The sequence below is a fragment of the Pseudomonas putida genome, assembly GCF_001976065.1.
In the GTDB taxonomy this organism is placed as follows: domain Bacteria; phylum Pseudomonadota; class Gammaproteobacteria; order Pseudomonadales; family Pseudomonadaceae; genus Aquipseudomonas; species Aquipseudomonas serbica.
Genome location: NZ_MNAH01000004.1, coordinates 432,029 through 457,013, shown reverse-complemented (window position 1 = coordinate 457,013; position 24,985 = coordinate 432,029). Strand labels below are relative to the sequence as shown.

General features: G+C 60.8%; 17 protein-coding genes. 4 read left to right on the top strand and 13 right to left on the bottom strand.

The window, feature by feature from the left end; genetic code table 11:
- Positions 1 to 98 precede the first annotated feature (98 nt).
- Positions 99 to 512 (top strand): c-type cytochrome, encoded by a 414-nt coding sequence (locus tag BKX96_RS17330; protein WP_046818513.1) that lies wholly within the window; start codon positions 99 to 101, stop codon positions 510 to 512.
- Positions 513 to 651: 139 nt separating this feature from the next.
- A complete protein-coding gene (locus BKX96_RS17325; RefSeq protein WP_077184909.1) occupies positions 652 to 2,574 on the top strand; it encodes an acetyl-CoA hydrolase/transferase C-terminal domain-containing protein in 1,923 nt (640 codons plus the stop codon).
- A 120-nt stretch (positions 2,575 to 2,694) separates the two neighbouring features.
- Here BKX96_RS17325 and BKX96_RS17320 read toward each other — a convergent pair whose 3' ends face one another.
- Entirely contained in the window at positions 2,695 to 3,267 is a 573-nt protein-coding gene (locus tag BKX96_RS17320) for a xanthine phosphoribosyltransferase (protein ID WP_007934646.1), read from the bottom strand.
- Between the two features lie 57 nt (positions 3,268 to 3,324).
- Entirely contained in the window at positions 3,325 to 5,334 is a 2,010-nt protein-coding gene (gene rep / locus BKX96_RS17315) for a DNA helicase Rep (RefSeq protein ID WP_046818511.1), read from the bottom strand.
- A gap of 263 nt (positions 5,335 to 5,597) precedes the next feature.
- On the opposite strand from rep, the gene BKX96_RS17310 reads away from it, so the two are divergent.
- Complete coding sequence (locus BKX96_RS17310; RefSeq protein ID WP_046818510.1) at positions 5,598 to 7,271, top strand: putative bifunctional diguanylate cyclase/phosphodiesterase; 1,674 nt, start codon at positions 5,598 to 5,600, stop codon at positions 7,269 to 7,271.
- A gap of 111 nt (positions 7,272 to 7,382) precedes the next feature.
- Here BKX96_RS17310 and BKX96_RS17305 read toward each other — a convergent pair whose 3' ends face one another.
- Positions 7,383 to 8,777 carry a NorM family multidrug efflux MATE transporter gene (locus BKX96_RS17305; protein ID WP_077185150.1) on the bottom strand — a complete coding sequence of 465 codons (1,395 nt, stop codon included), beginning with the start codon at positions 8,775 to 8,777 and terminating at the stop codon, positions 7,383 to 7,385.
- 158 nt (positions 8,778 to 8,935) lie between these two features.
- On the opposite strand from BKX96_RS17305, the gene BKX96_RS17300 reads away from it, so the two are divergent.
- Positions 8,936 to 9,856, top strand: coding sequence for a LysR substrate-binding domain-containing protein (locus BKX96_RS17300; RefSeq protein WP_077184905.1), 921 nt, complete (start codon positions 8,936 to 8,938; stop codon positions 9,854 to 9,856).
- 59 nt (positions 9,857 to 9,915) lie between these two features.
- On the opposite strand, the gene BKX96_RS17295 is transcribed toward BKX96_RS17300, so the two are convergent.
- From BKX96_RS17295 to BKX96_RS17250, 10 genes are read right to left on the bottom strand one after another with little or no spacing between them, the layout of a single operon-like run.
- Positions 9,916 to 11,406 (bottom strand): vWA domain-containing protein, encoded by a 1,491-nt coding sequence (locus BKX96_RS17295; protein ID WP_046818508.1) that lies wholly within the window; start codon positions 11,404 to 11,406, stop codon positions 9,916 to 9,918.
- Between the two features lie 57 nt (positions 11,407 to 11,463).
- The gene (locus BKX96_RS17290; RefSeq protein ID WP_046818507.1) at positions 11,464 to 11,970 is read right to left on the bottom strand and encodes a hypothetical protein; all 507 of its coding nucleotides are present in this window, start codon (positions 11,968 to 11,970) and stop codon (positions 11,464 to 11,466) included.
- Between the two features lie 4 nt (positions 11,971 to 11,974).
- On the bottom strand, positions 11,975 to 12,706 hold the full coding sequence (locus BKX96_RS17285) for a hypothetical protein (RefSeq protein WP_046818506.1): 732 nt from the start codon (positions 12,704 to 12,706) through the stop codon (positions 11,975 to 11,977).
- A 34-nt stretch (positions 12,707 to 12,740) separates the two neighbouring features.
- Positions 12,741 to 14,285: an SUMF1/EgtB/PvdO family nonheme iron enzyme gene (locus BKX96_RS17280; RefSeq protein ID WP_077184902.1), complete on the bottom strand. Its 1,545-nt coding sequence runs from the start codon at positions 14,283 to 14,285 to the stop codon at positions 12,741 to 12,743.
- The gene (locus BKX96_RS17275; protein WP_077184900.1) at positions 14,275 to 15,498 is read right to left on the bottom strand and encodes an ABC transporter permease; all 1,224 of its coding nucleotides are present in this window, start codon (positions 15,496 to 15,498) and stop codon (positions 14,275 to 14,277) included. The genes BKX96_RS17280 and BKX96_RS17275 overlap by 11 nt, the downstream gene beginning before the upstream one ends.
- Positions 15,482 to 16,183, bottom strand: a complete 702-nt coding sequence (locus tag BKX96_RS17270; protein ID WP_077184897.1) for an ABC transporter ATP-binding protein — start codon at positions 16,181 to 16,183, stop codon at positions 15,482 to 15,484. The genes BKX96_RS17275 and BKX96_RS17270 overlap by 17 nt, the downstream gene beginning before the upstream one ends.
- Positions 16,184 to 16,193: 10 nt before the next feature.
- Positions 16,194 to 18,185, bottom strand: a complete 1,992-nt coding sequence (locus BKX96_RS17265) for a vWA domain-containing protein (RefSeq protein WP_080957060.1) — start codon at positions 18,183 to 18,185, stop codon at positions 16,194 to 16,196.
- The gene (locus BKX96_RS17260) at positions 18,185 to 19,207 is read right to left on the bottom strand and encodes a hypothetical protein (RefSeq protein WP_077184894.1); all 1,023 of its coding nucleotides are present in this window, start codon (positions 19,205 to 19,207) and stop codon (positions 18,185 to 18,187) included. Before BKX96_RS17260 ends, BKX96_RS17265 begins: the two co-directional genes overlap by 1 nt.
- Before the next feature lie 3 nt (positions 19,208 to 19,210).
- Positions 19,211 to 21,922: a putative virulence factor gene (locus BKX96_RS17255; RefSeq protein WP_077184890.1), complete on the bottom strand. Its 2,712-nt coding sequence runs from the start codon at positions 21,920 to 21,922 to the stop codon at positions 19,211 to 19,213.
- The gene (locus BKX96_RS17250) at positions 21,919 to 24,984 is read right to left on the bottom strand and encodes a virulence factor SrfB (protein ID WP_046818500.1); all 3,066 of its coding nucleotides are present in this window, start codon (positions 24,982 to 24,984) and stop codon (positions 21,919 to 21,921) included. Before BKX96_RS17250 ends, BKX96_RS17255 begins: the two co-directional genes overlap by 4 nt.
- Position 24,985 lies beyond the last annotated feature (1 nt).

Sequence of the window (24,985 nt, the reverse complement as noted above, 5' to 3'; positions counted from 1 at the left end):
TTCAGTGTCGCGGGCTTACCGCTATACTTGCGCCCGCCTGCGAACCGTGGCCGTAGGCGTGACTAGCCACCATTGAGGGTGAACGCGTGAATCTAATTATGAAAATGCTGGCCGTACCAGCAACCGTATTGGCCCTCTGGGCTGTCAGCGCTCAAGCTGCGACCAACGACGAAATTGCCAAGCGCCTTGAGCCAGTCGGCCAGGTCTGTGTCCAGGGCAAAGAGTGCAAGGGCATGGAAGTCGCCGCTGCGGCTGGCGGTGGTGGCGGTGCCAAGGCACCTAAAGACGTCATTGCCAAGCATTGCAATGCTTGCCATGGCACCGGCCTGCTGGGCGCGCCGAAAATCGGTGACAAAGCCGCGTGGAAAGAGCGCGCCGACCACCAGGGCGGCCTCGATGGCATCCTGGCCAAAGCCATTACCGGTATCAACGCGATGCCGCCAAAAGGCACCTGCGCCGACTGCTCCGACGACGAGCTGAAGGGCGCCATCAAAGAGATGTCCGGTCTGTAACCGGTACGCCTCTTTCGCGAAAAAGCCGCTTGCGAGCGGCTTTTTTGTGCCTGCGATTTACCGCCGGAGACTGTTCAATGCAGTAAAGACCCGGCAAGCTCGGTCCAACCCCACTTCATGGAATGTACGGGAGGATCGAATGGTACAGCTATGTTCAATCGAGCAAGCAGTCGATGACGTGTTGGCGCGGTTGCCTGCGCATATTCACATGGGCCTGCCATTGGGCCTGGGCAAACCCAACCATTTCGTCAACGCGCTGTATCAACGTGTCGCGCAGTTGCCGCAGCGGCAACTGACGATCTACACCGCCCTGTGCCTTGGCCGCCCTGCGTTGGGCGACGGATTGCAAAAGCGCTTCCTCGAACCCTTTGTCGAACGGGTCTTTGGCGATTATCCGGAACTGGATTTCCTCGCCGGTCTGCAGCGTGACGATTTGCCGACCAACATTCACATCCAGCAGTTCTTCATGTTGCCGGGCAGCTTGCTCAACAGTGCATCGGCCCAGCAGGATTACGTCAGCAGCAACTACAGCCATGCCGCCCGCGACATCAATGCCGCCGGGTTGAACCTGGTCGCGCAATTGGTTGCCAGCCATGGTGAGCATCCCGATCGCTTGAGCCTCAGTTGCAACCCGGACATTACCCTCGACCTGCTGCCGATGATCGCCAGGCGCCGGGCAGCAGGGGAAACGATCCTGATGGTCGGCCAAGTGCACGACGACTTGCCCTACATGCCCGGCGATGCCGAGGTCGGTATCGATACCTTCGACTTGCTGATTGACGAGAAAGACAGCACGACGCTGTTCTCCACGCCGAACATGCCAGTAGGTTTCCAGGATCATTTCATCGGCCTGCACGCCAGTACGCTGGTGCGCGATGGCGGCACTTTGCAGATCGGCATCGGATCCATGGGCGATGCGTTGACCGCTGCGTTGCTGGCGCGCCAGGCCGACAACGACACTTACAAGGCATTGCTGGCCGACATGAATCTCAGCCAATGGGCGCAACTGATCGAGCGTGAAGGCGGCATCGAACCGTTCGCCAAGGGCCTATACGGTTGCAGCGAAATGTTCGTCAATGGCTTGCTGGTGCTGGCCGACGCCGGGATCGTGCGGCGCAAGGTGTACCCGGATGTGCCGACCCAGCAGCAGGCCAATGCCGGCACGCTCGACGAAGCGGCACAAACCGACGGTATCTCGGTGCACGGCGGGTTCTTCCTCGGGCCGCGCAGTTTCTATCAACGCCTGCGCGAGTTGCCGCAGAGCAAGCGGCTCGAATTCAACATGACCCGTATCAGCTACATCAACGAGCTGTATGGGCAGGAAGAGCTCAAACGCCTGCAGAGGCTCGATGCGCGATTTATCAACACGGCGTTTACCATGACCCTGCTAGGCGCCGGTGTGGCGGATCAGCTGGAAGATGGGCGGGTGCTCAGCGGTGTAGGCGGGCAGTACAACTTCGTTGCCCAAGGCCATGCGCTGGAAGGTGCGCGGTCGGTGTTGTTGCTGCGGAGCTGGCGTGAGTCGGGCGGTGATGTCAGTTCCAATATTGTCTGGGAGTATGGGCATTGCACCATTCCCCGGCATCTGCGCGACATCGTCGTCACCGAGTACGGCATTGCCGACCTGCGCGGGAAAACCGATGCGGCAGTGATCGAGGCGTTGCTGAATATCAGTGATTCGCGCTTCCAGGCGCGGCTGATTGGACAGGCACAGAAGGTGGGTAAGTTACCCAAGGATTTTCGCCTCGACCCGCGCTTCACTGATAACCGACCTGAACGTCTACAGGCGATTCAGGAACGCCATGCACGCCTGTTTCCGGAGTATCCGCTGGGCTGTGATTTCACTGAGATCGAACGGGATCTGTTGCGTGCGCTGAACTGGCTCAAGAGCAAGTTCAAGCTGAGTGAGGTACTGGAGTTGGGCAAGGCAGCGCTCGATGCGCCGGAGCCTGCATCGTTTCCTGAGCATCTTGAGCGTATGCAGCTGACGAAGCCCGAAGGGCTGAAGGAGGATTTGTATCAGCGCTTGTTGCTCACCGGCCTGAAGGCCACCGCGCCATAACGCCCTAGGACGGTCCCCTGTAGGAGCAGGCTTGCCAGCGAAGAGGCCATAACATTCAACATCCATGTTGGCAGTTAAACCGTCTTCGCTGGCAAGCCAGCGGCTACAGGAATCACGGCGTTATTCGATGAAGGTTACAACGCCATCCTTCAGCGATTGCACGCGCGCCAGCGACTCAACGCGATAACCCTGCGCATCCAGCTCCGCACGGCCGCCCTGGAACGACTTCTCGATCACGATCCCCAAGCCGGCGACGGTCGCGCCAGCCTGCTTGATGATCGAGATCAGCGCCTGGGACGCCTTACCATTGGCCAGGAAGTCATCGATGATCAGCACACGGTCGCTGCTGGTCAGGTGGCGCGGCGAGATCGCAACGGTGCTTTCGGTCTGCTTGGTGAACGAGTAAACGGTCGCCGACAGCAGGTTTTCAGTCAGGGTCAGGGACTGGTGCTTGCGCGCGAAAATCACCGGCACACCGAGGTTCAGGCCGGTCATGATCGCCGGCGCAATGCCCGAAGCTTCGATGGTGACGATCTTGGTGATGCCCGAGTCCTTGAACAGCGTGGCGAATTCATCGCCGATCAGCTTCATCAGGGCCGGGTCGATCTGGTGGTTCAGAAAGGCGTCGACTTTCAGGACCTGGTCGGAAAGCACGATGCCTTCTTCGCGAATTTTCTTGTGCAGTGCTTCCATGAAGCTGTCCTCGTTTGGCGCCTTTTGCGCCGAAGGTCTAAATAAAAGTGGTCAATTCTAGCGCTTTAACATCGCGCGTATATCCGCCAATGCGCTATTGCCTCGCACGGCTTTGACTTCGGTCGGGGTGTCGTCGTTGCCTTCCCAGGCCAGGTCGTCCGGCGGCAGCTCATCGAGGAAGCGGCTCGGTGCGCAATCGATGATCTCGCCGTATTGCTTGCGCTTGGCGGCGAATGTAAAGGCCAGGGTCTGGCGCGCGCGGGTGATGCCCACGTAGGCCAGGCGACGTTCTTCTTCGATGGTGTCGGCTTCGATGCTGGAACGGTGGGGGAGGATTTCCTCCTCCATGCCCATGATGAACACGTAGGGGAATTCCAGGCCCTTGGACGCGTGCAGGGTCATCATTTGCACGCCTTCAGCGCCATCTTCCTCTTCCTGCTGACGTTCCAGCATGTCGCGCAGCACCAGTTTGCCGATGGCGTCTTCGACGGTCATCTCACCGTCTTCGTCTTTCTCCAGGGTGTTCTTCAGCGCCTCGATCAAGAACCAGACGTTACCCATGCGGTAGTCGGCGGCCTTGTCGCTGGAGCTGTTGGTGCGCAGCCAGTTCTCGTAGTCGATGTCCATGACCATGCTGCGCAGGGCCGAGATCGGGTCTTCGCCGGCGCATTGCTCACGCACCTTGTCCATGAACCGCTTGAAACGCGACAGGCGATCAGTGAAGCGGCTGTCCAGATGTTCGCCCAGGCCGATTTCGTCGGTGGCGGCGTACATCGAGATTTTTCGCTCAGTGGCGTAGTTGCCCAGCTTCTCCAACGTCGTCGAACCGATCTCCCTGCGTGGGACGTTGATCACCCGCAGGAAGGCGTTGTCGTCATCCGGGTTCACGATCAGGCGGAAGTAGGCCATCAGGTCTTTCACTTCCTGGCGGCCGAAGAAGCTGTTGCCGCCGGACAGGCGATACGGCACCTGATGGTGCTGCAGTTTCAGCTCGATCAGCTTGGCCTGGTAGTTACCCCGGTAAAGGATCGCAAAATCGCTGTAAGGCCGGTCGGTGCGCAAATGCAGGCTGAGGATTTCCACGGCCACGCGCTCGGCTTCGGCGTCTTCATTGCGGCAGCGGATCACCCGGATCTCGTCGCCGTGGCCCATCTCGCTCCACAGCTGCTTTTCGAATTCGTGGGGGTTGTTCGAGATCAGCACGTTGGCGCAGCGCAGGATGCGGCTGGTGGAGCGGTAGTTCTGCTCCAGCATCACTACTTTCAGGGACGGATAGTCGTCCTTGAGCAGCATCAGGTTTTCCGGGCGGGCGCCGCGCCAGGCGTAGATCGACTGGTCATCGTCGCCAACCACGGTGAACTGGTTACGCTTGCCGATCAGCATTTTCACCAGCAGGTATTGGCTGGCGTTGGTGTCCTGGTATTCGTCCACCAGCAGGTAACGCACCTTGTTCTGCCACTTTTCCAGAATGTCGGCGTGCTCTTCGAAGAGCTTCACCGGCAGCAGGATCAGGTCGTCGAAGTCCACCGCATTGAACGCCTTGAGCGTGCGCTGGTAGTGGGTGTAGACGATGGCAGCGGTCTGTTCCTTGGGATTGCGTGCGTTTTCCAGGGCCTGGGCCGGCAGGATCAGGTCGTTTTTCCAGGCGCCGATCATGTTCTTGATCTCGTCGACGCCATCGTCGCCCGAGTATTCCTTTTGCATGATGTCGGTCATCAGGGCCTTGACGTCGGTCTCGTCGAAAATCGAGAAACCGGGTTTGTAGCCCAGCCGCACGTGTTCCTTGCGGATGATGTTCAGGCCCAGGTTGTGGAAGGTGCAGACCGTCAGGCCGCGGCCTTCACCGGCGCGCAGCAGGGTGCCGACCCGCTCCTTCATCTCGCGCGCGGCCTTGTTGGTAAAGGTCATGGCGACGATGTACTGGGCGCGGATGCCGCAGTTCTGGATCAGGTGGGCAATCTTTCGGGTGATGACGCTGGTCTTGCCGGAGCCTGCACCGGCGAGCACCAAAAGAGGGCCGCCGACATAGCTCACGGCTTCTTGCTGCCGGGGATTGAGTCGGGACATAGGTAAATTCAGGAGTCAGTCACGAAATGGGCCGGCATTTTAACAGGCTCAGCGAATTGTGCTGCTCTGTCCGACTTGTGACGTACAACGCGATCTGCATTTGCCGGTTTTGATACTTTCACGCAGGATGCGCAACGAATTCGCGTCTAATGTTGGTAATTCCTGATACAAAGGCCTCGTTTGAAGGCTATGTCCATTGGTCATTAGGGACCGGCGCGGCATAATGCGGTCGCCTACATTTTTGCAGAGTCTAGGGAGCTAGCTTGTCTACGCCTGTCGAACCCTTGCGTTTGCTGCTACTGGCCGAAGAGCCAGCATGGGCAGCGTTGTTGCGCGAGTGTCTGGCTCCTATGGGGAGCTCGGCCGTGCTCATCAGCGCGCCGAGCTGGGAGTCGGTCAGCAGTCTGTTCGATGACAACCGCAGCGCGGTGTTGTTGACGATCCCGTCTCTCCAGCCGGCGCCGGGCCGTTGCTGCCTGCCGACGGTATTGCTGCTCGAGCATGAGCCCTTGACCCCGCCCGACGGTGTAAGCGACTGGCTGGTACGCGACCATCTCGACCCGGGCATGCTGCGCCGATGCCTGCGCCATGTGCGTGAGCGCGGCGTACTGGAAAACACCCTGCAGCGCCTGGCCGAGCAGGATCCGCTGACCGGCATCGCCAACCGCCAGGGTTTCCAGACCTTGCTGACGGCGCGGCTGGCGGAAAACGATGGTCGCGGCCTGGCCCTCGGTCACCTTGACCTCGACAACTTCCGTCACGCCAACGATGCCCTTGGCCACCAGGCCGGTGACCGCCTGATCCTGCAGGTGGTCGCCCGGCTGAAAAGCCAACTTGAAGCCGGCGACCAGCTGGCGCGACTGGGCAGCGATGAGTTCGCCTTGTTGATCGACACCCGCCGCGCCCCTCAGCGCGCCGAATGGATGGCCGAGCGCATCACCGAAGCGTTGGCCGAGCCTTATTGGGTCGACGGGGAAAGCCTGCTGATCGGCTCCAGCCTGGGCATTGCCCATGCACGGGCACAGGCGGGCGCCGACCCGTTGATGTGGCACGCGCATATCGCCATGCAGCAGGCCAAGAGCACCCAGGGCTGTACGTTTCATATTTTCAACGAACGTATCAACCGCAACGCCCGCAGCATCGCCGACCTCGAAACCGAGCTGCGCCGGGCCTTGCGCCGCGATGAGCTGGAGTTGCATTACCAGCCCCGGATGAACCTTGAAGACGGGCAAATCGTCGGCCTCGAAGCCTTGGTGCGCTGGCGCCATGCCGAGCGCGGCTTGCTGCCTCCGAGCGAGTTCGTGCCGCTGGCCGAGCAGAGCGGTTTGATCGTGCCGCTGGGTTACTGGGTCATTTCCCGGGCCCTGCGCGATATGCAGGCGTTGCTTGAACTGGGTTTGCCGCCTTTGCACATGGCGATCAACCTGTCGTTCCGGCAGTTCCAGGACAGCCAGTTGCTGTCGACCCTCAGTCGCCTGATTGCCGAGCGCGGTGTCGAGGCGCAGTGGCTGGAGTTCGAGCTGACCGAAACCGCGGTCATGCGCCGCAGCGACCTGGTCAAGCAGACCATGGACGCCCTTGGGCGCCTGGGTGTGCGCTTCTCCCTCGATGATTTCGGTACCGGTTTTTCATCGTTCGTGCACCTCAACAGCCTGCCGATCACGCTGCTGAAGATCGACAAGAGCTTCGTCGGCGGCATGGAGCAGCGCGAAGAAAACCGCCAGTTGGTGCACGCGATGATCAACCTGGCGCATAACCTGAATCTGGAAGTCGTCGCCGAAGGCGTGGAAACACCAGAGCAGCTTGACCTGTTGCGCGGGTTCGATTGCGATCAGGTGCAGGGGTACCTGATCAGCAAGCCGTTACCGTTGGCGGAGCTGGTGGAATACCTGACGTTTGACAGCAGCCAGCAGGCGCCGCTGGAAATCGTCGTTTAAACACCCTCGCAAACCTGTAGGAGCTGGCTTGCCAGCGAAAGCGGACTTTCATTCAACATATGTGTTGTCTGACCCACCGCCTTCGCTGGCAAGCCAGCTCCTACAGGTTCTTTATTCGGTCTGGATGGCGTCGAAACGCTCTGACACCGACTCCCGCCGAATCATCCGCTTCATCTTCCACTCAAACGCCAGCGTCAGGCTCACCGCTGCGCAGGCCAGTCCCAGCGCCAACCCCCACCAGACACCCGTTGGTCCCCAGTGCAGGTGGAACGCCATCCACCAGGCTGCCGGGGCGCCAATCAGCCAATAACAGCCCAGGCCCACGAGAAAAGTGGTCTTGGCATCCTTGAGCCCGCGAATGCAGCCCATGGCGATGGTTTGCGTGCCGTCGAACAGCTCGAACCACGCCGCCACAGCCAGCAGGCTCACTGCCAGGTTGATGACGTCGCGGAACGCCGGGTCGTTGTGATCGAGAAACAGTCCGACCAACTGATTCGGCAACAACCAGAAAACCATCGCAAAACACAGCATCGCCGCCGCGCCAAAAGCCAGGCCGACCCTTCCGGCCAGCCGCGCGTCCAGCAACTGCCCGGCGCCATAATGCTGGCCGATGCGCATGGTGATCGCGTAGGAAATCCCCGCAGGCACCATGAAGGCCACCGAAACGATTTGCAGCGCGATCTGGTGCGCCCCCAATTGCGTGCTGCCCATGGTGCCCATGCACAACGCGGCGAAGGCAAACAGTCCGACCTCCACGGCGTAGGTGCCGCCAATTGGCAGGCCCAGGCGCCACAATTCCTTCAGGTACTGGCGGTTGAGCCGCGACAAGCCCTGGCGCAAGGGGTAGGCATCGTAGGCCGGGTGCTGGCGAATGTGCCATGCCAGCGCCAGGGCCATCAGGTTGGCGACAATCGCCGTGACCAGGCCAATGCCCATCAGTCCCAGTTTCGGCAGGCCGAACATCCCGGTGATCAACGCGTAGTTCAGCAGGAAGTTGGCGACCGTGCCGCCCAGGCTGATGACCATCACTGGCGTTGCCCGGCCGATGGCGCTGGTGAAACCGCGCAAGGCCATGAAGCTCAGGTAGCCGGGCAGGGCGAACGGCAGGAAGATCAAAAACTGACCGGCTGACTGCACGTTGCTGGCAGTCTGGCCGAACAACAGCAACACCGGCTTGAGGTTCCACAGCAACAGGCCGGCGCCCAGCGCCATCAGCCATGCCAGCCACAGCCCGGCCTGGGTCAATCGGGTTGCGCCGAGAATATCGCCGGCACCCTGACGAATCGCCACCAGCGTGCCAACCGCTGCGATCACACCGATGCAGAAAATCGACACGAACGAATAGGTCGCCGCGCCAAGTCCACCACCGGCCAGTGCCTCGGGACTCAGGCGCGCCATCATCAGGGTGTCGGTGAGGACCATCAACATGTGCGCCAACTGCGAGGCAATCAACGGCCCCGCCAGCCGCAGGATGGCCCAGAGTTCAGTACGCGCTGGATGCTGCATGATCATCACGCTCGGTTATCAAAGGGAACAGCAAAGCGTCGATTCTCGGCGCTCTGCGATGTTTGCACAAAGGGATAAAAAGGATGGGTAGCATGATTCAAACTCATGCTGGAGAGTATCTGCTAGGGTATTCGAAAACCGCTGTAGGAGCTTTCCTGATGTCGCGTCGTCTTCCTCCTTTATATGCCCTGCGCGCATTCGAAGCGGCGGCGCGACACACGTCGTTTACCCGAGCCGCAGAAGAACTGTCGATTACCCAAAGTGCAGTGAGTCGGCATATCCGTACGCTCGAAGAGCATTTTGCCTGTCGCTTGTTTCACCGCAGTGGGCGCAACCTGCAGTTGACCGAGTCAGCCCGCTTGCTGCTACCCGGCATTCGCGAAGGCTTCACCGCCCTGGAGCGAGCCTGCAATACCTTGCGCGCCGAAGACGACATCCTGCGCATGAAAGCCCCATCGACCCTGACCATGCGCTGGTTGCTGGCGCGGCTCAGTCGCTTCCGCCATCTGCAGCCGGGGAACGAGGTGCAATTGACCAGCGCCTGGATGGACGTCGACTCGGTGGACTTCAATCAGGAACCGTTCGATTGCGCCGTGATCCTCAGCAACGGGCACTTCCCGCCGGACTGGGAGGCTACTTTGTTATTTCCAGAGGAACTGATTCCGGTGGGCGCGCCTAATCTTCTGAACGATCAGCCTTGGGACGTCGCACGCCTGGCCAGCACCGAACTGCTACACCCAACGCCCGACCGTCGCGATTGGCGCAGTTGGCTGGAGCGCATGGGCCTGACCGATCAAGTCTCACTCAAGGGCGGCCAGGTGTTCGACACGTTGGAGCTAGGGATGATCGCCGCCGCCCGAGGCTATGGCGTGTCCATGGGCGATTTGTTGATGGTGGCTGAGGATGTTGCGCAGGGACGTCTGAGTTTGCCGTGGCCGACGGCGGTCGCCAGCGGTGAGAATTATTACCTGGTCTGGCCGAAAGCCCGCCCCGGAGGTGAGCGTTTGCGCCGCCTCAGCGTTTTTCTCTTGGGTGAGGTTCGGGCCATGGAGTTACCGGCGGTCGAGCACCTGCGCTGAATCATCGCGGGCAAGCCGGCTCGCGATGGGCTCACCTCAATTTCGGATCTGTCCCCAAGCTAATTGCACTTGGCACTGCTGGACACTTCCTTGCTCGCCTGTTTCAACAGGCTGCCCAGTTCAGCCGCATTGGTGCTGTTGTAAACCCGGCCACCGGTGTTTTCAGCGATACAGCGTGACGGGCCGCCAGCACCGATTTTCACCACGTTGACCCGCAGGCGCGGTTGTTCCCTGGCGATTCGACGGGATACCGCGCAAACGTCCTGCCCGCAACCGTCCTCACCGTCGACAAACATTACGATAACTGCATCGTTATTGCGCCCGTCGACGGTACTCGCCGCGTGGGCCAGGCTGTCGGCCAGCGGCGTGCCGTCGTCCGGAACCAGACCTCGAATGCCATTGATCAGCCGCGGGCGGTCGCCGAACTTGAACACACCCCGGTCCGGTGTTCTTTCGCAGCCGGCGAAGGTGATCAGGCGTGTGTCGATCTTCGGGTCCAGCCCGTTGATCATGCCGGCCAGCGAGTCTTTGGCGACGTCCATGCGGCTGGGTTTGGCGGTGAGACGCATGTAGCGATTCGGGTCCATGAGCTTGTTGAGGTCACCACTACCGAAGAACCAGTCCTCGTCGGCTTTCACTGACTTGATGTTCAGGTTCATCGAACCCGAGGTGTCGAGCACCACCACGAATTGCGGGACCTCTGCGGCCGGCGCATTTTTACGGCATGCGAAGTTGTCCAGCGTCGGGGCCGGTGGCGGTGGTGGCGGGGCAGCCACTACCGGTTTTGGTGGTGGAACCGGTTTGGGTGGCGGGATCGGCTTGGGTTCCGGTGCCGGTTTGGGTGGCGGGACAGGCTTGGGCTCTGGCACCGGTTCTGGTGTGGGTTCTGGTACCGGAGCAGGTTTCGGTTCTGGTTCCACGACAGGTTCGGGGACAGGTTCAACCGGCTTCTCAACCGGTTTCTCAACGGGTGTCACCACCGGCGCCACAGGCGCTACCGGAGGAGCCACGACAACCGGCTCACGGTGCAGGAACCACCAGAGCCAAAGCGCCAGAAGCAGCAACAGCAGTGCAAGCAAGGCCGCCGCGAGCCACCAGCCACGCCGCGACGGCGGTACGACCGGTACCACAGGAACCACCGGCGGCACGATCGGTTTGGGCGGGCGCTGGTTCCAGCGCACCACCAGAGGCTCACCGTTGAGGCTGTAGAGTTTGTCCAGCTCAGGCGCGCCGAGCAGGCTGCGCAGGTCGTCCGCTTCCGTTGGTTGACCGCGATTTTGCAGTTCGTCCGCCAGCTGTCCGAGGGACGTCTGGCGCACTTCATAGGTCTCCAGCAAGCGTCGTTGCGCATCCTCGTTGAGGTCGGCATAGGGCGTGGGTTGGCCACCCAGTTCGGTCCACCATTCCAGCACGTCGCCGCTGCCCATCCGCGGGATAGCAAACAGACTGGCGACGGTCGGCGGAAAGTGTTTCTGGATGAGGGCGACTTTGGCTTGCAGCGCACTCATCCCCTCCGATGTGGCTTGCGCATCCCTGATGACCCGCTGCATGACGACGATTCCTGAAAAAGTGCAGGCATCCGTCGGGATGCCCTGCGGGGTGAAAAGTTACTCTTCGTAGCCGAGGCTGAATTGCAGCTGATTGACCTTCTTCTGCAACGCTTTCAGCTCTTGTTGCTTGGCCGCCAGTGTCGCGGGTGTTGATTTGGTTGTTGGCGCCGCTTGCGAAGCCTTGAGCTGCTTCTCGAGATCGGCAATCTGCTTCTGCACCTGGGCTTCATTGCCACGCCGAGCCTTGAGCGAGTTCAGCAGTTGCGCCAGCGACTGATTCAGCGCCGCCTGGGATTTCTGCTGGCTGGCCAGATCGGTCTTGGTGCTGAGCTGCTGGGCCTGAATGTTCTCGTACACCTGATGGAACATTGCGTTTTGCTGACGGGACTCGCTCAGAGTCTGTTCCTTCTGCTTGACCTGATCGCTGTAACCACCGGAGTAGTCGCAGTTCATCTTGGTCAGCATGCTGCTGTCGCGATTGGTCGCATCGCACTCGCCGGGCTGGGTCGCGCAACCGCTCAGGCCCAGGACGGCAGTGATGACTATCAGTTGTCGTAGTGTCATGCGCTTAGCCCAGTGTGATTGCGGAGCGTTGGCTGTACAGAGCGTCGACTTCCTTCTGCAGGCTGACGACTTTCTGGTTCATTCTCTGAATGTTCATGTCCACCTGCCTGATCTCGGCGCTGCTACCTTGTGAACGCTCGGCGTCTGCCACTTTGCGGTACTCGGTGACTTTGGTACGCATGTTGGCCAGGTCTTTACGCAGGCGCGCGATGTCCGAATCGATCCCGGCGATTTGCGCCTGAGCTTGGCTCTTGTCGACTCTTTTGTTGGCGATGTCCTTTTTGATCTGGGCGATTTGTGCCTGATCATCTTTGATCACTTGCTGAGCGGTCGCGGTACGGGCGATCACCTTCTGCGTGTCTTGTTCGACGTCGCTGTTCATCTTCGCCAAACGGGTGGTGGTGTCGGCGTATTCGGCGCGACGTTGATCCAGGTAATAGTTCGCGCCCATGGCCACGCCGCACGCGGTAATGCCGGCGGCGATGACGCACACGGTTTTGTTGCTGCTGTTGGACAGCGCACAAGCGAGGATGCCCACACCGGCGCCAACGGCGCAGGCCTGGTATCCGGACTTGCTGAAGAACTCTGCGTCATTGCCTTGGGTCAGGCGCGGGTCGGCACCGTCGCCTTCGCCGAGCATAGAGCTGCCAGTGTTGGCGCATCCGGTCATTAGCAGGCTGCCGGCGACTACGAAAGCGATCTGTAGCTTGAAGCGAGTCCAAAGGCTGCGCGACATGGTGAAACTCCTACGTAACGGTGTTGACGCGTTGTTATTGACTGACGGTTTTGCAGCTGTTCAACCAGGCTTCAGTATCGATTCTCTGCTTTTGCAGAAACGCTTTCTGATTGGCCCAGTGGGTGCGCAAGTAAGGTTTCAGGTCTTGCAGCTGTTTGTTACGGGTGAGGATTTCTTCCATTACCGGGACTTGTGTTTCAAGCAGTGGCTGGCCGTACAAGGTAGCCGATTCCACCAGGCTGCTGGCGTAGTAACGGCTGAGTTTGTGCAGGCGATCCTTTTGCTCCTCGAGCTTTCCTTTACGCATATCGCAACTGGCGTCTTTGTCCGCGCCTTCGCAATTGAGCTTGTAGTTCTTTTGCAGGAAGTCCACGTACTGGCCGTCGTCGAGCATCTTGGTGCACAGGAACGCACCCAGGTTGAGGCTGGCGCGGATCGCCTGGTCGCGGGTTTCTTCCTGCTGCTGGTTGCTGGCGCGCAGCAGGTTTTCCAGGGCCTGGAGCTTTTCCTTGAGCGCTTTGTCTTCGACGCCCGAGGCGAGGTTGTTCAGGGATTGCACGGTGCCTTTATCGGCGGATTCGGCTTCCTTGCTGCCGGTGCCGAGTTTCTTCCAGCTGCTTTCGATACTGGCAACCCTTTCGCGAGAGGTGAGGGTCGGGGAGACCAGTACCAGTCGCAGGCCGGTGGTTTTGTTTTTCACCTGACCTTCGGCGTTGTAATACGGCTCTTCCTGACGCAATGCCGTACGCAGGTCGGCCTGCGCCGTCAGGTAATTGCCGCCACGCACGACATAGCCGCCGGCCTGACCATGCTGGCGGTCGAGTTTGTTCAGGCGAAACGGCTCGAACATCATTTCGTTGACGTTACCGAGCATGTCATGCAAGCCCAGCGGATTGGGCTTTTGCAGTCCGCTCAATTGTACTTTGCCGTTGGACGATTGCGCCCCGGCGAACCACTCGTAGGCATTGATGCCTTCCGGCATCGGGTAGTGCGTATCGCGAAATTCAGCGGCACTGACTTCAAGCCCGCCGCGCGCGGCGAACTCCCATTCGACTTCGGTGGGCAGGCGCAGGAAGCCTAGCGCACCGTCTTCCTTGGGCAGCTTGCCGGCGGCATTTTTGCGCAGCCACAGGTTGTACTTGTCGGCGGCGTCGATGGCTTGCACCCAGCTCACCGACGTTTGCGGCAAGCGCATCTTGGTGGCGGCGGTGGGGCAGGTTGCTTCGGTCAGCGCGGCGTATTGCAACTGACTCATCTCGTACTTGGCCATCAGGTAGTAGCGGGATTTGTCGTTCTTGGCCCCGGTGAAACTGCCAGCGATGAATGTTGGCCGGGTCTGTTCGACATAGCCGTATTCCGCACCGTCCTGACCGATGTTGATCGGGTAGTCATCCAGCGGACCGGTGACCGGAATGAACACCTTGCGAAACACCATCGAGCCTTCGCAGGGCATCGGCAGCACGACGTCGCCAGCCTCGGGCATCGGGTTGTAATACTTCTCTTCCCAGCCCGCCGCCGAGGCGTCGAGCAAGTAGCCGAGGGTCAGGGGTAACAGCAAGCCAAAACGTTTATAGCTCACGCAGACTCTCCGCAGGTTGGATGTTGATCGCTCGCAGGGCGCCGATCATGGCCACCAGTGCAGCGACCAAAAAGGTCAGGAGCAGGGCGGCCAGGCCATGCCAGACAGTGATGTGGCAAACGAAGGTGCCGGTGGTCTGGCTGCTGCCGAGCAAGTAGTCGAACAAATGACTGCCCACGGCATAAAACCCCAGCCCGCCAATGTAGCCGGCCAGGCTCAGCACCAGCGCTTGCAGGACCACAAAACCGCCGACGGCCCGGCGCTTGAAACCCAGCAGGCGCAGGACTGCCAGGCTTTTGCGTTTACGGTCGATGTTGGCCAGGAACGCCCCGACCATTGACGCCACGCAGCCGATCAGCGCCGCCATGGCGATTACACCGAAGATCAGCCCCAGCACATGGTTGATGGCTTTGACGTTATCGATGTCAGCCAGCCGGCTAGACGTTTCGATGTGCTGTTCGTTGAGCCAGTGTTCCAGCGGCGCGACCTGATCGATGTTGCGCGCATACACGCGGGCGCGGGCATACAGTGGTTGTAGATTACCCTGAGGCTTGCCGGTGGTCACACCGAACCCGATGACCTGATAACCGTCGCGAAAGCGTTCCAGGTCCAGCAGCAGCGGCGGGGCGACAAACCCGGCCGCGCGACCGAAGCGGGCACCGTCGAGCACGGCCAGTACCGTCAGCGTCATCTCGCCGCGTTCATTGACCCCTTCCAGGCGACGCAAGGCGCGCAGCTGCACGCTGTCGCCGACCTTGGCCTGCAAGCGTTGTGCTGCACTGGCGCTGAGGATCACTTGATTGCCGACGGGGTTGAGTGACGCCAGGTTCAGTTGTGGGTCGCCCGGCTCGGTGGCGATGATTTCCGCTCCTTCGACAAAACGTTGCATGCCGATCACTAGATCAGCCTGGGTATTGAGCGAGCGGGTCTGGCCGAGGGCAAAACCGGTTTCGGGGCGCTGGCGCAAACGCTCGATCCAGGCCGTGTCGTAGTTGCCGTTGCTGAGCATCTTCACTTCAAGGTTGCGCGGGTCGCGCAGCAGTTCGTCCTGCAACTGGCTGACCACCCCGTGCTTGAGCCCGAACAGCAGCAACAACGGGGCAATCACCGCCACCAGGGAGGCGGCGATGCACAGCGAGACCTTGCGGTCGTGCCAGAGGTCTTGCAGCGCCAGTGAGCCCAGCAGGCGCAAGCGATCAATCCATCGGTTCAAACAGAGTCTCTCCCTGATGGCTGATAGCGCCGAGACGAGGTAAGCCGAAATCCTTCAGCAAGGCCCAGTCATGGGACACAATGAGTGCACTAAGACCCATGCTGGACACCAGGCTCAGCAGCAACTCGAACAAACGCCGGGCACTGTGAGGGTCGAGCGCGGCGGTCGGCTCGTCGGCCAACAGCAGCAACGGTTCATGGGCAATTGCCCGAACGCAGGCCACGCGCTGGCGTTCGCCGATCGACAAGGCCTGCGGTTGTTTATCCAGCAACCCTTGCAGGCGCAACACGTCAACGGCGTGGTCGATGTGCTCGCTCTTGGTCGACATGCCGAGCAAGCGACGCGGCAGGCTGATGTTGTCGCGCACGCTCAGGAACGGCAGCAAGCCGCCGCTCTGCAAAATGAAGCCCAGATGTCGTGAACGCACCGCTGCAAGAGCAGGCTGGTCGTCAGTCGCCAGCAGATGGGCGATATCTTGAGCGTGCGCCGCGCCCAGCCGAAAGCGCTCGAGTTCCACCGGCGCGAGTAACAGGCCGATGGCTTCGAGCAACGTGCTTTTGCCGCTGCCGCTTTCACCGGTGATGGCGAGGATTTCCCCGGCACCGACCTGCAAATGCGGCAGGCGTACGTGATGAGCCAGCGCGCCTTCACCACGGCGCACCAGCAGGTTCTTGATATCGAGCATCAGCGTCTCGTTAAGGCATCATTTCGAGTGGCACGGGGTACACGTTGTCCCGCGCATCGCTGTCCTTGGCTAAAGCCACCCAACGGTCGACATCGGCGTTGTAACGCTGGTAATGCCGCAGTTTGGTGTTCAGCGTGCGGATGAATTTCTCTTGCGCCAGACCGTCCCAGCTCTTCCAGGTCTCTTCATCCAGGTTCAGCACTTCACTCTGGTAGGGCAGGTCTTCGAGGTACTCGCCGAGCACGCCCATGTCCGCCAGTTTGGCGTTACTGTTTTGCTTGAGCTGATTGGGATCGGCGCCCATGGTCGCCGCCACTGTGCGCAGGCGATCGAACATTTCCGTGGGTGAAATCAGGCCTTCGTTGGCGGCATCGAGGATTTTTTTCATCACGTCGCTCAAATCGCTGAGCTGCGATTTGGTCAGCAGCACCCGCACATCGGTGGTCGGGATGTTCTGCTTGATCAGGTCGCGGTCGGTGATCCACGCCTTGAACACCGGCGGGGCCTTGCTGTTGGTCTTCTCGCCGAGATAGGCGAGTTGCATGGCATGGCCGATCAGCGCCGCGTCTTCGAGCATTTTCTTCTCGGCCGGGTCCTGCTTGGCGTTCGCCGCGCTGCCGATGGCGTCTTCGCCCATGTAGGCGGCTTTGACCTGTGTAGTGATCGCCCCGGCCAGGGCGTCCACCTTGCGCCCGAATTCCTGCACATCGCCAGCGTTCACCGGGTAGTACAGCGAGGTGTTGGTGCCCGGGTAGGTCGACAGGTTCTGGTACTGCGCCTGCGCCTTGGCGTGGTCCTTGGCCCCGGCCGGGGTTTTCAAGTGCAGGGTGTAAATCGCCACGCCCGGATTGGCGGCTTCCATGCGCACCTGCGCGGCGCTCAAACCGGTCTTCGACAGCTTGTCGTCGCCTTCTATGGCGCCCGCATCGGTGATCAGCACCACGTAGCGCGCGCCGAATTGAGTCCAATCGACCTTGTCGATGCTCTCCATGACGCCAGCAAACGAGTCTTCATCGAAGCTGCTGCTCGACACGGTGGCCTGCTTGAGGTCAGCGATCTTGGCGAAAAAGTCGGCGCTGTCTTTCACCTTGGTAGGGTCGGCGTACATTTTGGTGGTGTATTCCAGCCCCGGCACTGCCTGGGTATTGGAACGGAAAGCCACCAGGCCGAATTTGACCTGCTTGCCGAGATTCTGCGCTTCGATCTTCTGGTAAACCTTGCGGATCGCCTCGCGGGTGCGATCGATGTAGGGGTCCATCGAAATCGTCGAGTCGATGACAAATACTACGGCCGCACTGAATTCCTTCAGCTGGTTGGCCTTTTTCTCTTCGGCTTCCTTGCTGCCGGCAGCGCTGGTTGCAGCACCGCCCTTGGCGTTTTTGTCATCCGGCTTGCTGACGGAGGCGACGTTGAGCAGGCGCGTGCGGAAGCCGCTTTCGGTCATGACCTCTTCGCCACTGAGCACCGGTAGCAGGTAGAACTGCTTTTGCAGGTCGACGAAGTACTCCGGTTCTTCAGCCAGCACGCCCGGTGCTTGCTGGCCTTTTTTCAGTGTGGCCCGCAGCGGCGCGACTTTGCTGACCGGGTCCGGTGCATCAAGGATGCCTTCGACGGTGGCGCGGTCCTTGAAGAACAGCAACCGGTCGCGGTTGGCCGGGTTGGTGAAGGCCAGTGTCAGCTGCATCTTCCAGTCGGTGGTGCAACTGGCAGGCAGCCAGCCAATGGTTTTGCCGTAGCTGTCGGGGCCGACTTTCAGCCATTCGGCGTTCTTCGCTTGCGCACGTTCGTACACATAGAAGCGGCTGAAGACCGGTTGTGCGTCACCCTCGGCACCACCCGCCGTCGGGCTGATTTTGCAGCCCGGTGTGGTCAGCACGCGCTGGAACAGGGTTTTCTTACCGGCCTGGATCAGCGGTTTGTCATCGGCCTGGGACAGCGGGCTGATGCACAGCGCGAGCAAGGCGGCACCGCTCAGCAGGAATCGACTCAGGGGTGAGCGCATCACTTCTGCAACTCCTCGAAACGCTGTTTGGCTTCGGCGTTGTTCGGGTCCTGGGTGAGGATGGTTTCATACCAGTAGGCGGCGGTGGCGTTGTCCGCGGCCGGGAAGCACTCGCTGGCCTTCAGGTATTTAGGGTCGTATTCGCGGGCATAGGCGTTGGCGATCAGCGCGTCACCGGCCTGGGCACGGTTGGCGTACAGGCGCTGGGCGACGCCGCAGTGTTTACCGGCCTTGGCCTGGTTGATGATCTCCAGCAACTTGGCGCTGTCGGGTGCGGCCTTGATGCAGGTCTGGACGAAGGTCAACTCGGGCAGGCTGTTCATGCTGTCGAGGGTGCAGGCTTGAGGGTCGGCGCTGGCGGGTGTGGCGGCAGTGGCTGCAACCGCAGGGGCCGGGGTGCGTTGGTAGAACCAGAATCCGGCGCCCGCTGCCAGCAGCAACACCACAATCAACAGACCGATCAGGCCTTTGTTGCTTTTCTTCACCGGTGGGGGAGGCGGCGTGTAGGCGGGCTCGGTGAGCACCGACTCCAACTCCAGTTCGGGCTCGGCGGTGGACAGGACCAGTTCAGGTAGATCCGGGATCTCCGGGACATCCGGTGCCGGTACGCTCGGCGCCGTCAGTTCCGCGCCGCCGTAGGTCGAGCGCGTCTGGCCGCCGGCCGTGGACGGCAGCAAGCCAACGCCTGGGCGAACCACGCCTTTATCGGCATGTCCGTGGTTCTGTTCGCGCAGTTCGATCTGGAATTGCGAGTTGGCGCCGCCTTCCAGCAGCGGGTCGACCACGACCGGGCCGACCTGCGTTTCCAGGGCTTCGCCACTGGTGGCAAGATTGAAACGCGAGACCTTGAACCAGAACGGATTGTTGCTCCAGGCCTTGTGGTCCTGGAGATAAAAACCGTCCTGGTTACGCTGAATGGAAAACTCCAGCTGTTCCTCGCCACCCTGCCATTTCTTTACAGTGAGGCGGGCCTGGCCAGGCACATTGGGCTCTAACGCGAGCAGGTCGACACGAATGGGCATTGCTTATCTCGCTACGAAGGCTGTGAGCACTTGGCCCAGCCGTTCATTCTGTTCAGGGGTGATTTCACGTCCGGCACCATGGCCGGCATTGTCCTGCGTGATGTAGGCCAGGCCCGAGAGCCAGTCGCCCAGATACCGCTGTGCCTGATTCGACGGTTGCGCCGGCAGCACGGGGACTTGCCCCGGGCCAATGTCGGTGTAGAACGAAAACAATGGTGCCTTGGCGCCGGTGCGGCTGTTTGGACGCTCGTTCACCGGCGTCTGGAGGTAGCCGAACCAGGACACGAAATCGCGCAGTACACGTTGCACTTCCAGTACCTGGCGCTCGACCAGTTGATCGCGCCGCGCGCCACTTTGTGCTCGCTTGAGGACGGCGCGGCTCAGTTGCCCCGGCAAGTCCTGGCGATAGCCGGCGGTGATCAGTTCATCGACCACCGCTTCCAGCAAGGGCTTTTCCAGCCCCAGCAGGTTCAGCAGGCTTTGCCGGGTGGTCAGTTCACGAAGGTGTGCGATCCAGGCCTTGAAGGCCGCTTTGGCAAAACGGTGTTCATTGCTTTGCAACTCGGGCGCCGGGGTGCCGGTTTTACTGCTGACCGGCGCTTCATGGCTCAGGTCGTCACTGAAATCGAAATCGAAACCGGCGTCGTTGCCATACAGGCTCTGGCTCGGTGTCGGGGCGACCGGTTCGTCTTGCGCGACCGGCTCGTCATCGGTTTCGTACACGCCGCTGAGGTACAGGTCGCGCACCTCTTCGCTCGGTATGTCGAGTTGATCGATCAACTCACCGAGCACCGCCGGACGACGGCCCAGGCCCGTCAGAATCATTTGCGCCTTGGCTTTCTTGGCGGCTGCGGCGCTGTCGTCGTCAGCGTGGTACCAAGTGCTCAGGCCGTGGGTGGTCAGGCCTTCGAGGCATTCGCTCAATTGCTCGCGGATGCGCTGCAATTTGAATTCGATATTGGCCACGCCTTCGAAACTGCCGCTGAAGTGGCTGATGCCACCGTCATCGTTGCGCAGCATCTCTGCCCAGGCGTTGGCCGGGTTCTTGATGTGTTTGCACACCAGGGCGTTGCTGGCGAAGCTGGCGCCCAGCGCGCTGACACGTTCCTGATAGATGGCATTGAGGCCGGTTTCCGCACCGCTCGCGTCTTGCCCGATGAACGCCGCGTCCATGCGCGGTTTACGCACCAGGTAGGTGTTCTGGAACGGTGTGCCGGCCCAATCGTTCATCCAGCTCAGGCTGCCGAAGCGCTCCAGCATGGTCAACTTGACCATGCCGTTCCAGCTCTCGTCGTACTGATCGGGTGTCAGGCTGAGGGAGTTGGTAATGCGCAGGTCGAGCATGGTCAACGCCCAGATCAGACCGGTGTCGCGTTTGCTGCGAGCGGCCGAGTCGGCGCCCTGGGTCTTTTCGATCCAGCGGGTCAGCACCGGGCCCACGTCGTTGACGTCGCTCTGCTTGGTCGTGCCTGTGCAGACCACCAGCGCGTTCATTTCCTGGTTGTCGGTGTAGCGTTCGAACAGATAGGCAACCTTGCCACGCAGGATCAGCTGGGAAACCGAGTTGTCCTTGGCGGTGGATTGCGGGTCGTTGGAATCGGCGATCTCGTGCAGTTTCTGGCGTCCGCGATAACCGGGGAAGTCAAGCAAGTCGACCTGATTGACGATGTCATCCACCGGCGCTTCGATCAGGCGAAAGGTCATTTCGGCGGTCAGTGCCGCCAGTTGCGCGACGGGAATCGCCTGACTGTTTTGCAGGCGATCGCCTGCCAGCGGTCGAACATCGATCGGCAAGTCCAGCGGGCTGCCGAAGCGTTCGAGGATGTCGACGTTCATGATGCTGTCGCGCTGGCTGTAGGCGTCGTTTTCGAAACTCACCAAGGCCTTCAACGGTGCGAACACGGTCTCGGGCAGGCCCAGCTTGTGCAGTGCGCCAGCCAGTTGCTGGTACACGCGGGTCAACTCGCGTTGCTCACCCCAGAGGATCGAAAACAGCTCGGCCCGTTCCTGGAAATTCAGGCGTGGCACCAGTTGCAACGCTTTGGGCCAGTACAGGTGCTCAAGCTTCTTCACCGAGTTGCGGAAGTTGTCGCGTAGGTAATCCCACAGCGACACCAGATCGTCGGCATTGACCCCCGTTTGCAGCGGCCCGGTTTCGCGACCTTCGAACGGTTTGAGCACGCGCTGGATGCGCTCTTCGTCGATCTCGTAGGAAATGCGTTCAAGGTCGAAATCCTTGAACCAGGCGTTGGCGAGAATCTTCGCCAGCTCGATTTCCTTGAACAGGGTGAGTTCTACCGGGAAGTCCTTGTCCTGACTTTCCGTTGCCCGACGGCTGAAGCGCGTTACCAGACCGGTGGCCTCCTTGCCACCACCCACCGGGTTGATGTGTTTGATGAAGTCCAGGCGCTGGTCGCCGAACTCGGTTTCCAGTTTGCCGTTCTGACCGGCGGCGAGGGCCGAAATCAGGTAGGACTTGCCGGCCTGGGACAAGCCGAAAAAGCCAATGGTCATCGGCGTGCAGGCCACGCGACCGAGGCTTTGGGCCAGGTTGCGGGCGCGGTGCAGGCGGATGTTCAGGTTGTCGGCTTCACTGTCCAGGCGCGGCGCATTGCCGCGCGTCTGGTCAATCCAGTCCAGCGCCTGACCGGCGCCTTCATAAACAGCGGCCCAACTGGCAGAGAGCTGAGTTTGATCGGGGGTCAGGTCGTTCATTTGCGTTTCACACTTCCACTGTCGAGCCAGTACTTGGTCTCGCTCAGGCCGGCGTCGAGCATGGTGTTAAGTTCCAGTTCGAGGTCGCTGCGCGGGTTGAAGTTGACGTTGTTGCTGTTGGATTCTATGTCGCGAACCGAGAGGCGGTCGCTGACCAGATCCTGCTTGCGCGTGTATTTGTCCGCCGGTTTGACCTCGAACCGCACCTTGAGCAGCGGCGCGCAGCCGTTTTCACCGATCGCGCGGGAGAACTTCTCCCGACCCGCCTTGGTAAACCGCAAGGTATACAGCGGCGAGGCGGCCCAGCGGTCAGCGGCCAACTGGCGGAAACCGAGGCGCAGATCGCCGCGCATTTCCAGCTGTGGCGTGTCGGCGGCGTCGCCGACGCCAATTTCCGGCAGCTTGATTTTGTAGTCTTCGGACTGGATGTCGCGGTACAGCACATCCGCATCCTTGATCACGTTGTTCAGGTCGATGACGCCGATGTACTTGACCGTCGAATACGGCTTGAGTGCCGAAGCACGGAAGTAGAAGTTCGGCACGCTGTGGTTGGCGCACAACAGGCAGAGCATGGCGCCGACCGAGGCAGTACTTTTCGGGTCGTCGATCCGGCCGTTCTTGTGAAACGGATACCAGCCGCCGGTGCGGTAGTTTTGTAGCGCCAGAATGCGTCCCGGTGGCAGTGGCAACACCTTGCGAATGAACGCCTGGATGCCGGGCAGGCGAGAAGGGCGGCCGGTCAGCAGCAAGACATCGCAGGGGTACTGCGCGGCCACCTCGCACAGCGCACCAAGGATCTTGGTGATGTTGATCTGGTCGTTGAGGAAGGCGGCGTGGAGCTTTTGCAGGTCGAAGCTGATCGGTGCGGCATACAGGTCGAAACCACTCTGACCGCCGACATCGCGGCGCACGGCGGCGTTGACGTAGTCGAGCACGCTCTTGCTGATCGCGTTGTCACCAAGCAATTGGCGGTAGCTTTGCGGAGTGACTTCTTGCGGCACTTGCGGATCGTAATGCTCGTACGCCTTGAGCAGCGCCAGACCCAGCGGGGCGAACACCTGGAGGTTCAATTGTTGGCGCAGGATCATGTCCTGGGCACTGACCGATTCATCGCCGCACAGCCGTGACATCAGCGAGTCCGGGGCTTTTACCCCAGCGTTCTGCAAGGCTTTTTCAAAACTTGGCAGGATGAAGTCCTGAATCACGTCCAGCAGGATGTCGTCGCCGGCTACTTTGAAGCCATCGCGAAAACGCTGCTCGGGCACGATGTGTACGTTGCTGCCGCTGCCGGTATTGCCCGCGCGATCGAGGCGATAGTCGGTGATCACCAGGTCGGTGGTGCCCCCGCCGATGTCGATGGTCGCGAGGGTGATGCGTTGGCGATCGGTCTTGTCCGGCCGGGCGATGGTGTCAAAAAACTCTTCCGGGTGGCCGGCGAAATTCTCGTTGACCTCCGTGTATAGATACACCAGCTGGCCGCAGGACGCTTCGTCCCATTCCACGCGGATACTCGGGATCGGCGTGCGCGGGCTGACGGCCTGATCCTGATGTGGATCTTCCTCGCCGGCATGCCAGCCGAGGCTTTTCCACACCAGGCCGATGGCTTGCAACATGCGTTCGTTGAGGATGCTGCGCTCGGCCTGCGGCATGCCCGGCGGCACGGTCAGGGTAATGCTGTTGAGCTGGCGCGGCACGCGGGTGTGACCCTGGCGCGAGCGCTGGGCCGGGCTGTTGATTTGCGACAGCGCCTGGGCCAGCACTTCGGCGAGCATGAAGGTCATCAGCGAGCTGCGTGAGTAACGCGGCATGAACACCGGCAGGCGATCGTCCTCTTCAAGGCTGTAAAGCGCCTCGCCGGTTTCGTTGATCAGATGCGAGAACGGCGCGGCGGTGGCGTATGGCTCGTTGTCTGTCTTGATGTACGAGCAGTTGAAGCGCCAGCCGTGGCCATAGGCGTTTTCGTCCCACAGGTAGCGTTTCGGGCTGGACAGCCCAGTGGAGCCTTCGGTGCCGCGACGACGGCTGGCCAGACGGCTGGCCTCATTGCCGACACGGGCAATCGTCGCCCATTGGAACGCGTCGTGACGGCCGCTCTTGACCGAGCAGTGGTCCTTGCCAAAGTACGCCTGGGCGAACTCCACGCGGCTTTCGAACGGCAGGTTGTAGGTGTGTTCGGGCGTGATCAGGTCGCGCAGTTCCAGCACGTAGTTCTGCTTCAGCCCGGAGCCGGCCTGACCGTGGTTTTCGATCAGGATACCGCAAGTGCGAGAGTTGCCGACGTCCAGCACCAGGTCCACCGGGATCGGTTTGACCAGGCCATTGCTGTCGTTGGCGACCACTTTCAGTTCGGGGATTTCAACTTTCGCCCGGGCTGTCGACTGCTGGGCGGCTGACGGCGTGCTCAACAGGCTGAGCAAGTTGAGGTAGTGCGCCAGGTGATGGTTGGAGCGGATATCGATGTCCAGTTCTGCGCGCGAACGGTGGGCATTGCCCTCGTTGAACACTTCCAGCAGCCACTCGTTGACCCACGGCTGCGCCAGGAACCAGCGGGTTTCGCTGGCCTTGGTCGCCAGTTTGAAAGACACACCGGAGCTGATGTCTTCTTCGTTTGGCGCCAGGTAAGCAGTGCCGTCACGCTTAGGCATCACGCGGCTGTCGAAGGCCATCGTCAGGCGGTGGGTGTTGCCGTCGATATCGGGTGTCGCCAGCTTCACCAGACGCATGCGCGACCAGTTCGTCGGACCTTCATCGAAGCGATGGGGCGGCATGAAGCGGAAAAACGGGGTCGGCAGCCAGATACCGTCGAGCAGATCGAGGCTGCTTTTCATGTCGACGCTGAACGCAGGTTTGGCTTTTTCGACCTTTTCCGGTTCGGGCTCGTAGAAAAAGAAGTCTTTCTCTTCGTTGTACGCCAGGCGGCAGATCAGCCCACTGATCATCGGTGCGAACTCGCCTGCCGGTTCCTTGCGGGGATCCAGGCGCAGGGCGAAATCCATGAACTGGATGCCGGTGTCGCTGACCAGCGTGACGGTGTCTTCGAATTGGGTGACTTCAGGCAACATG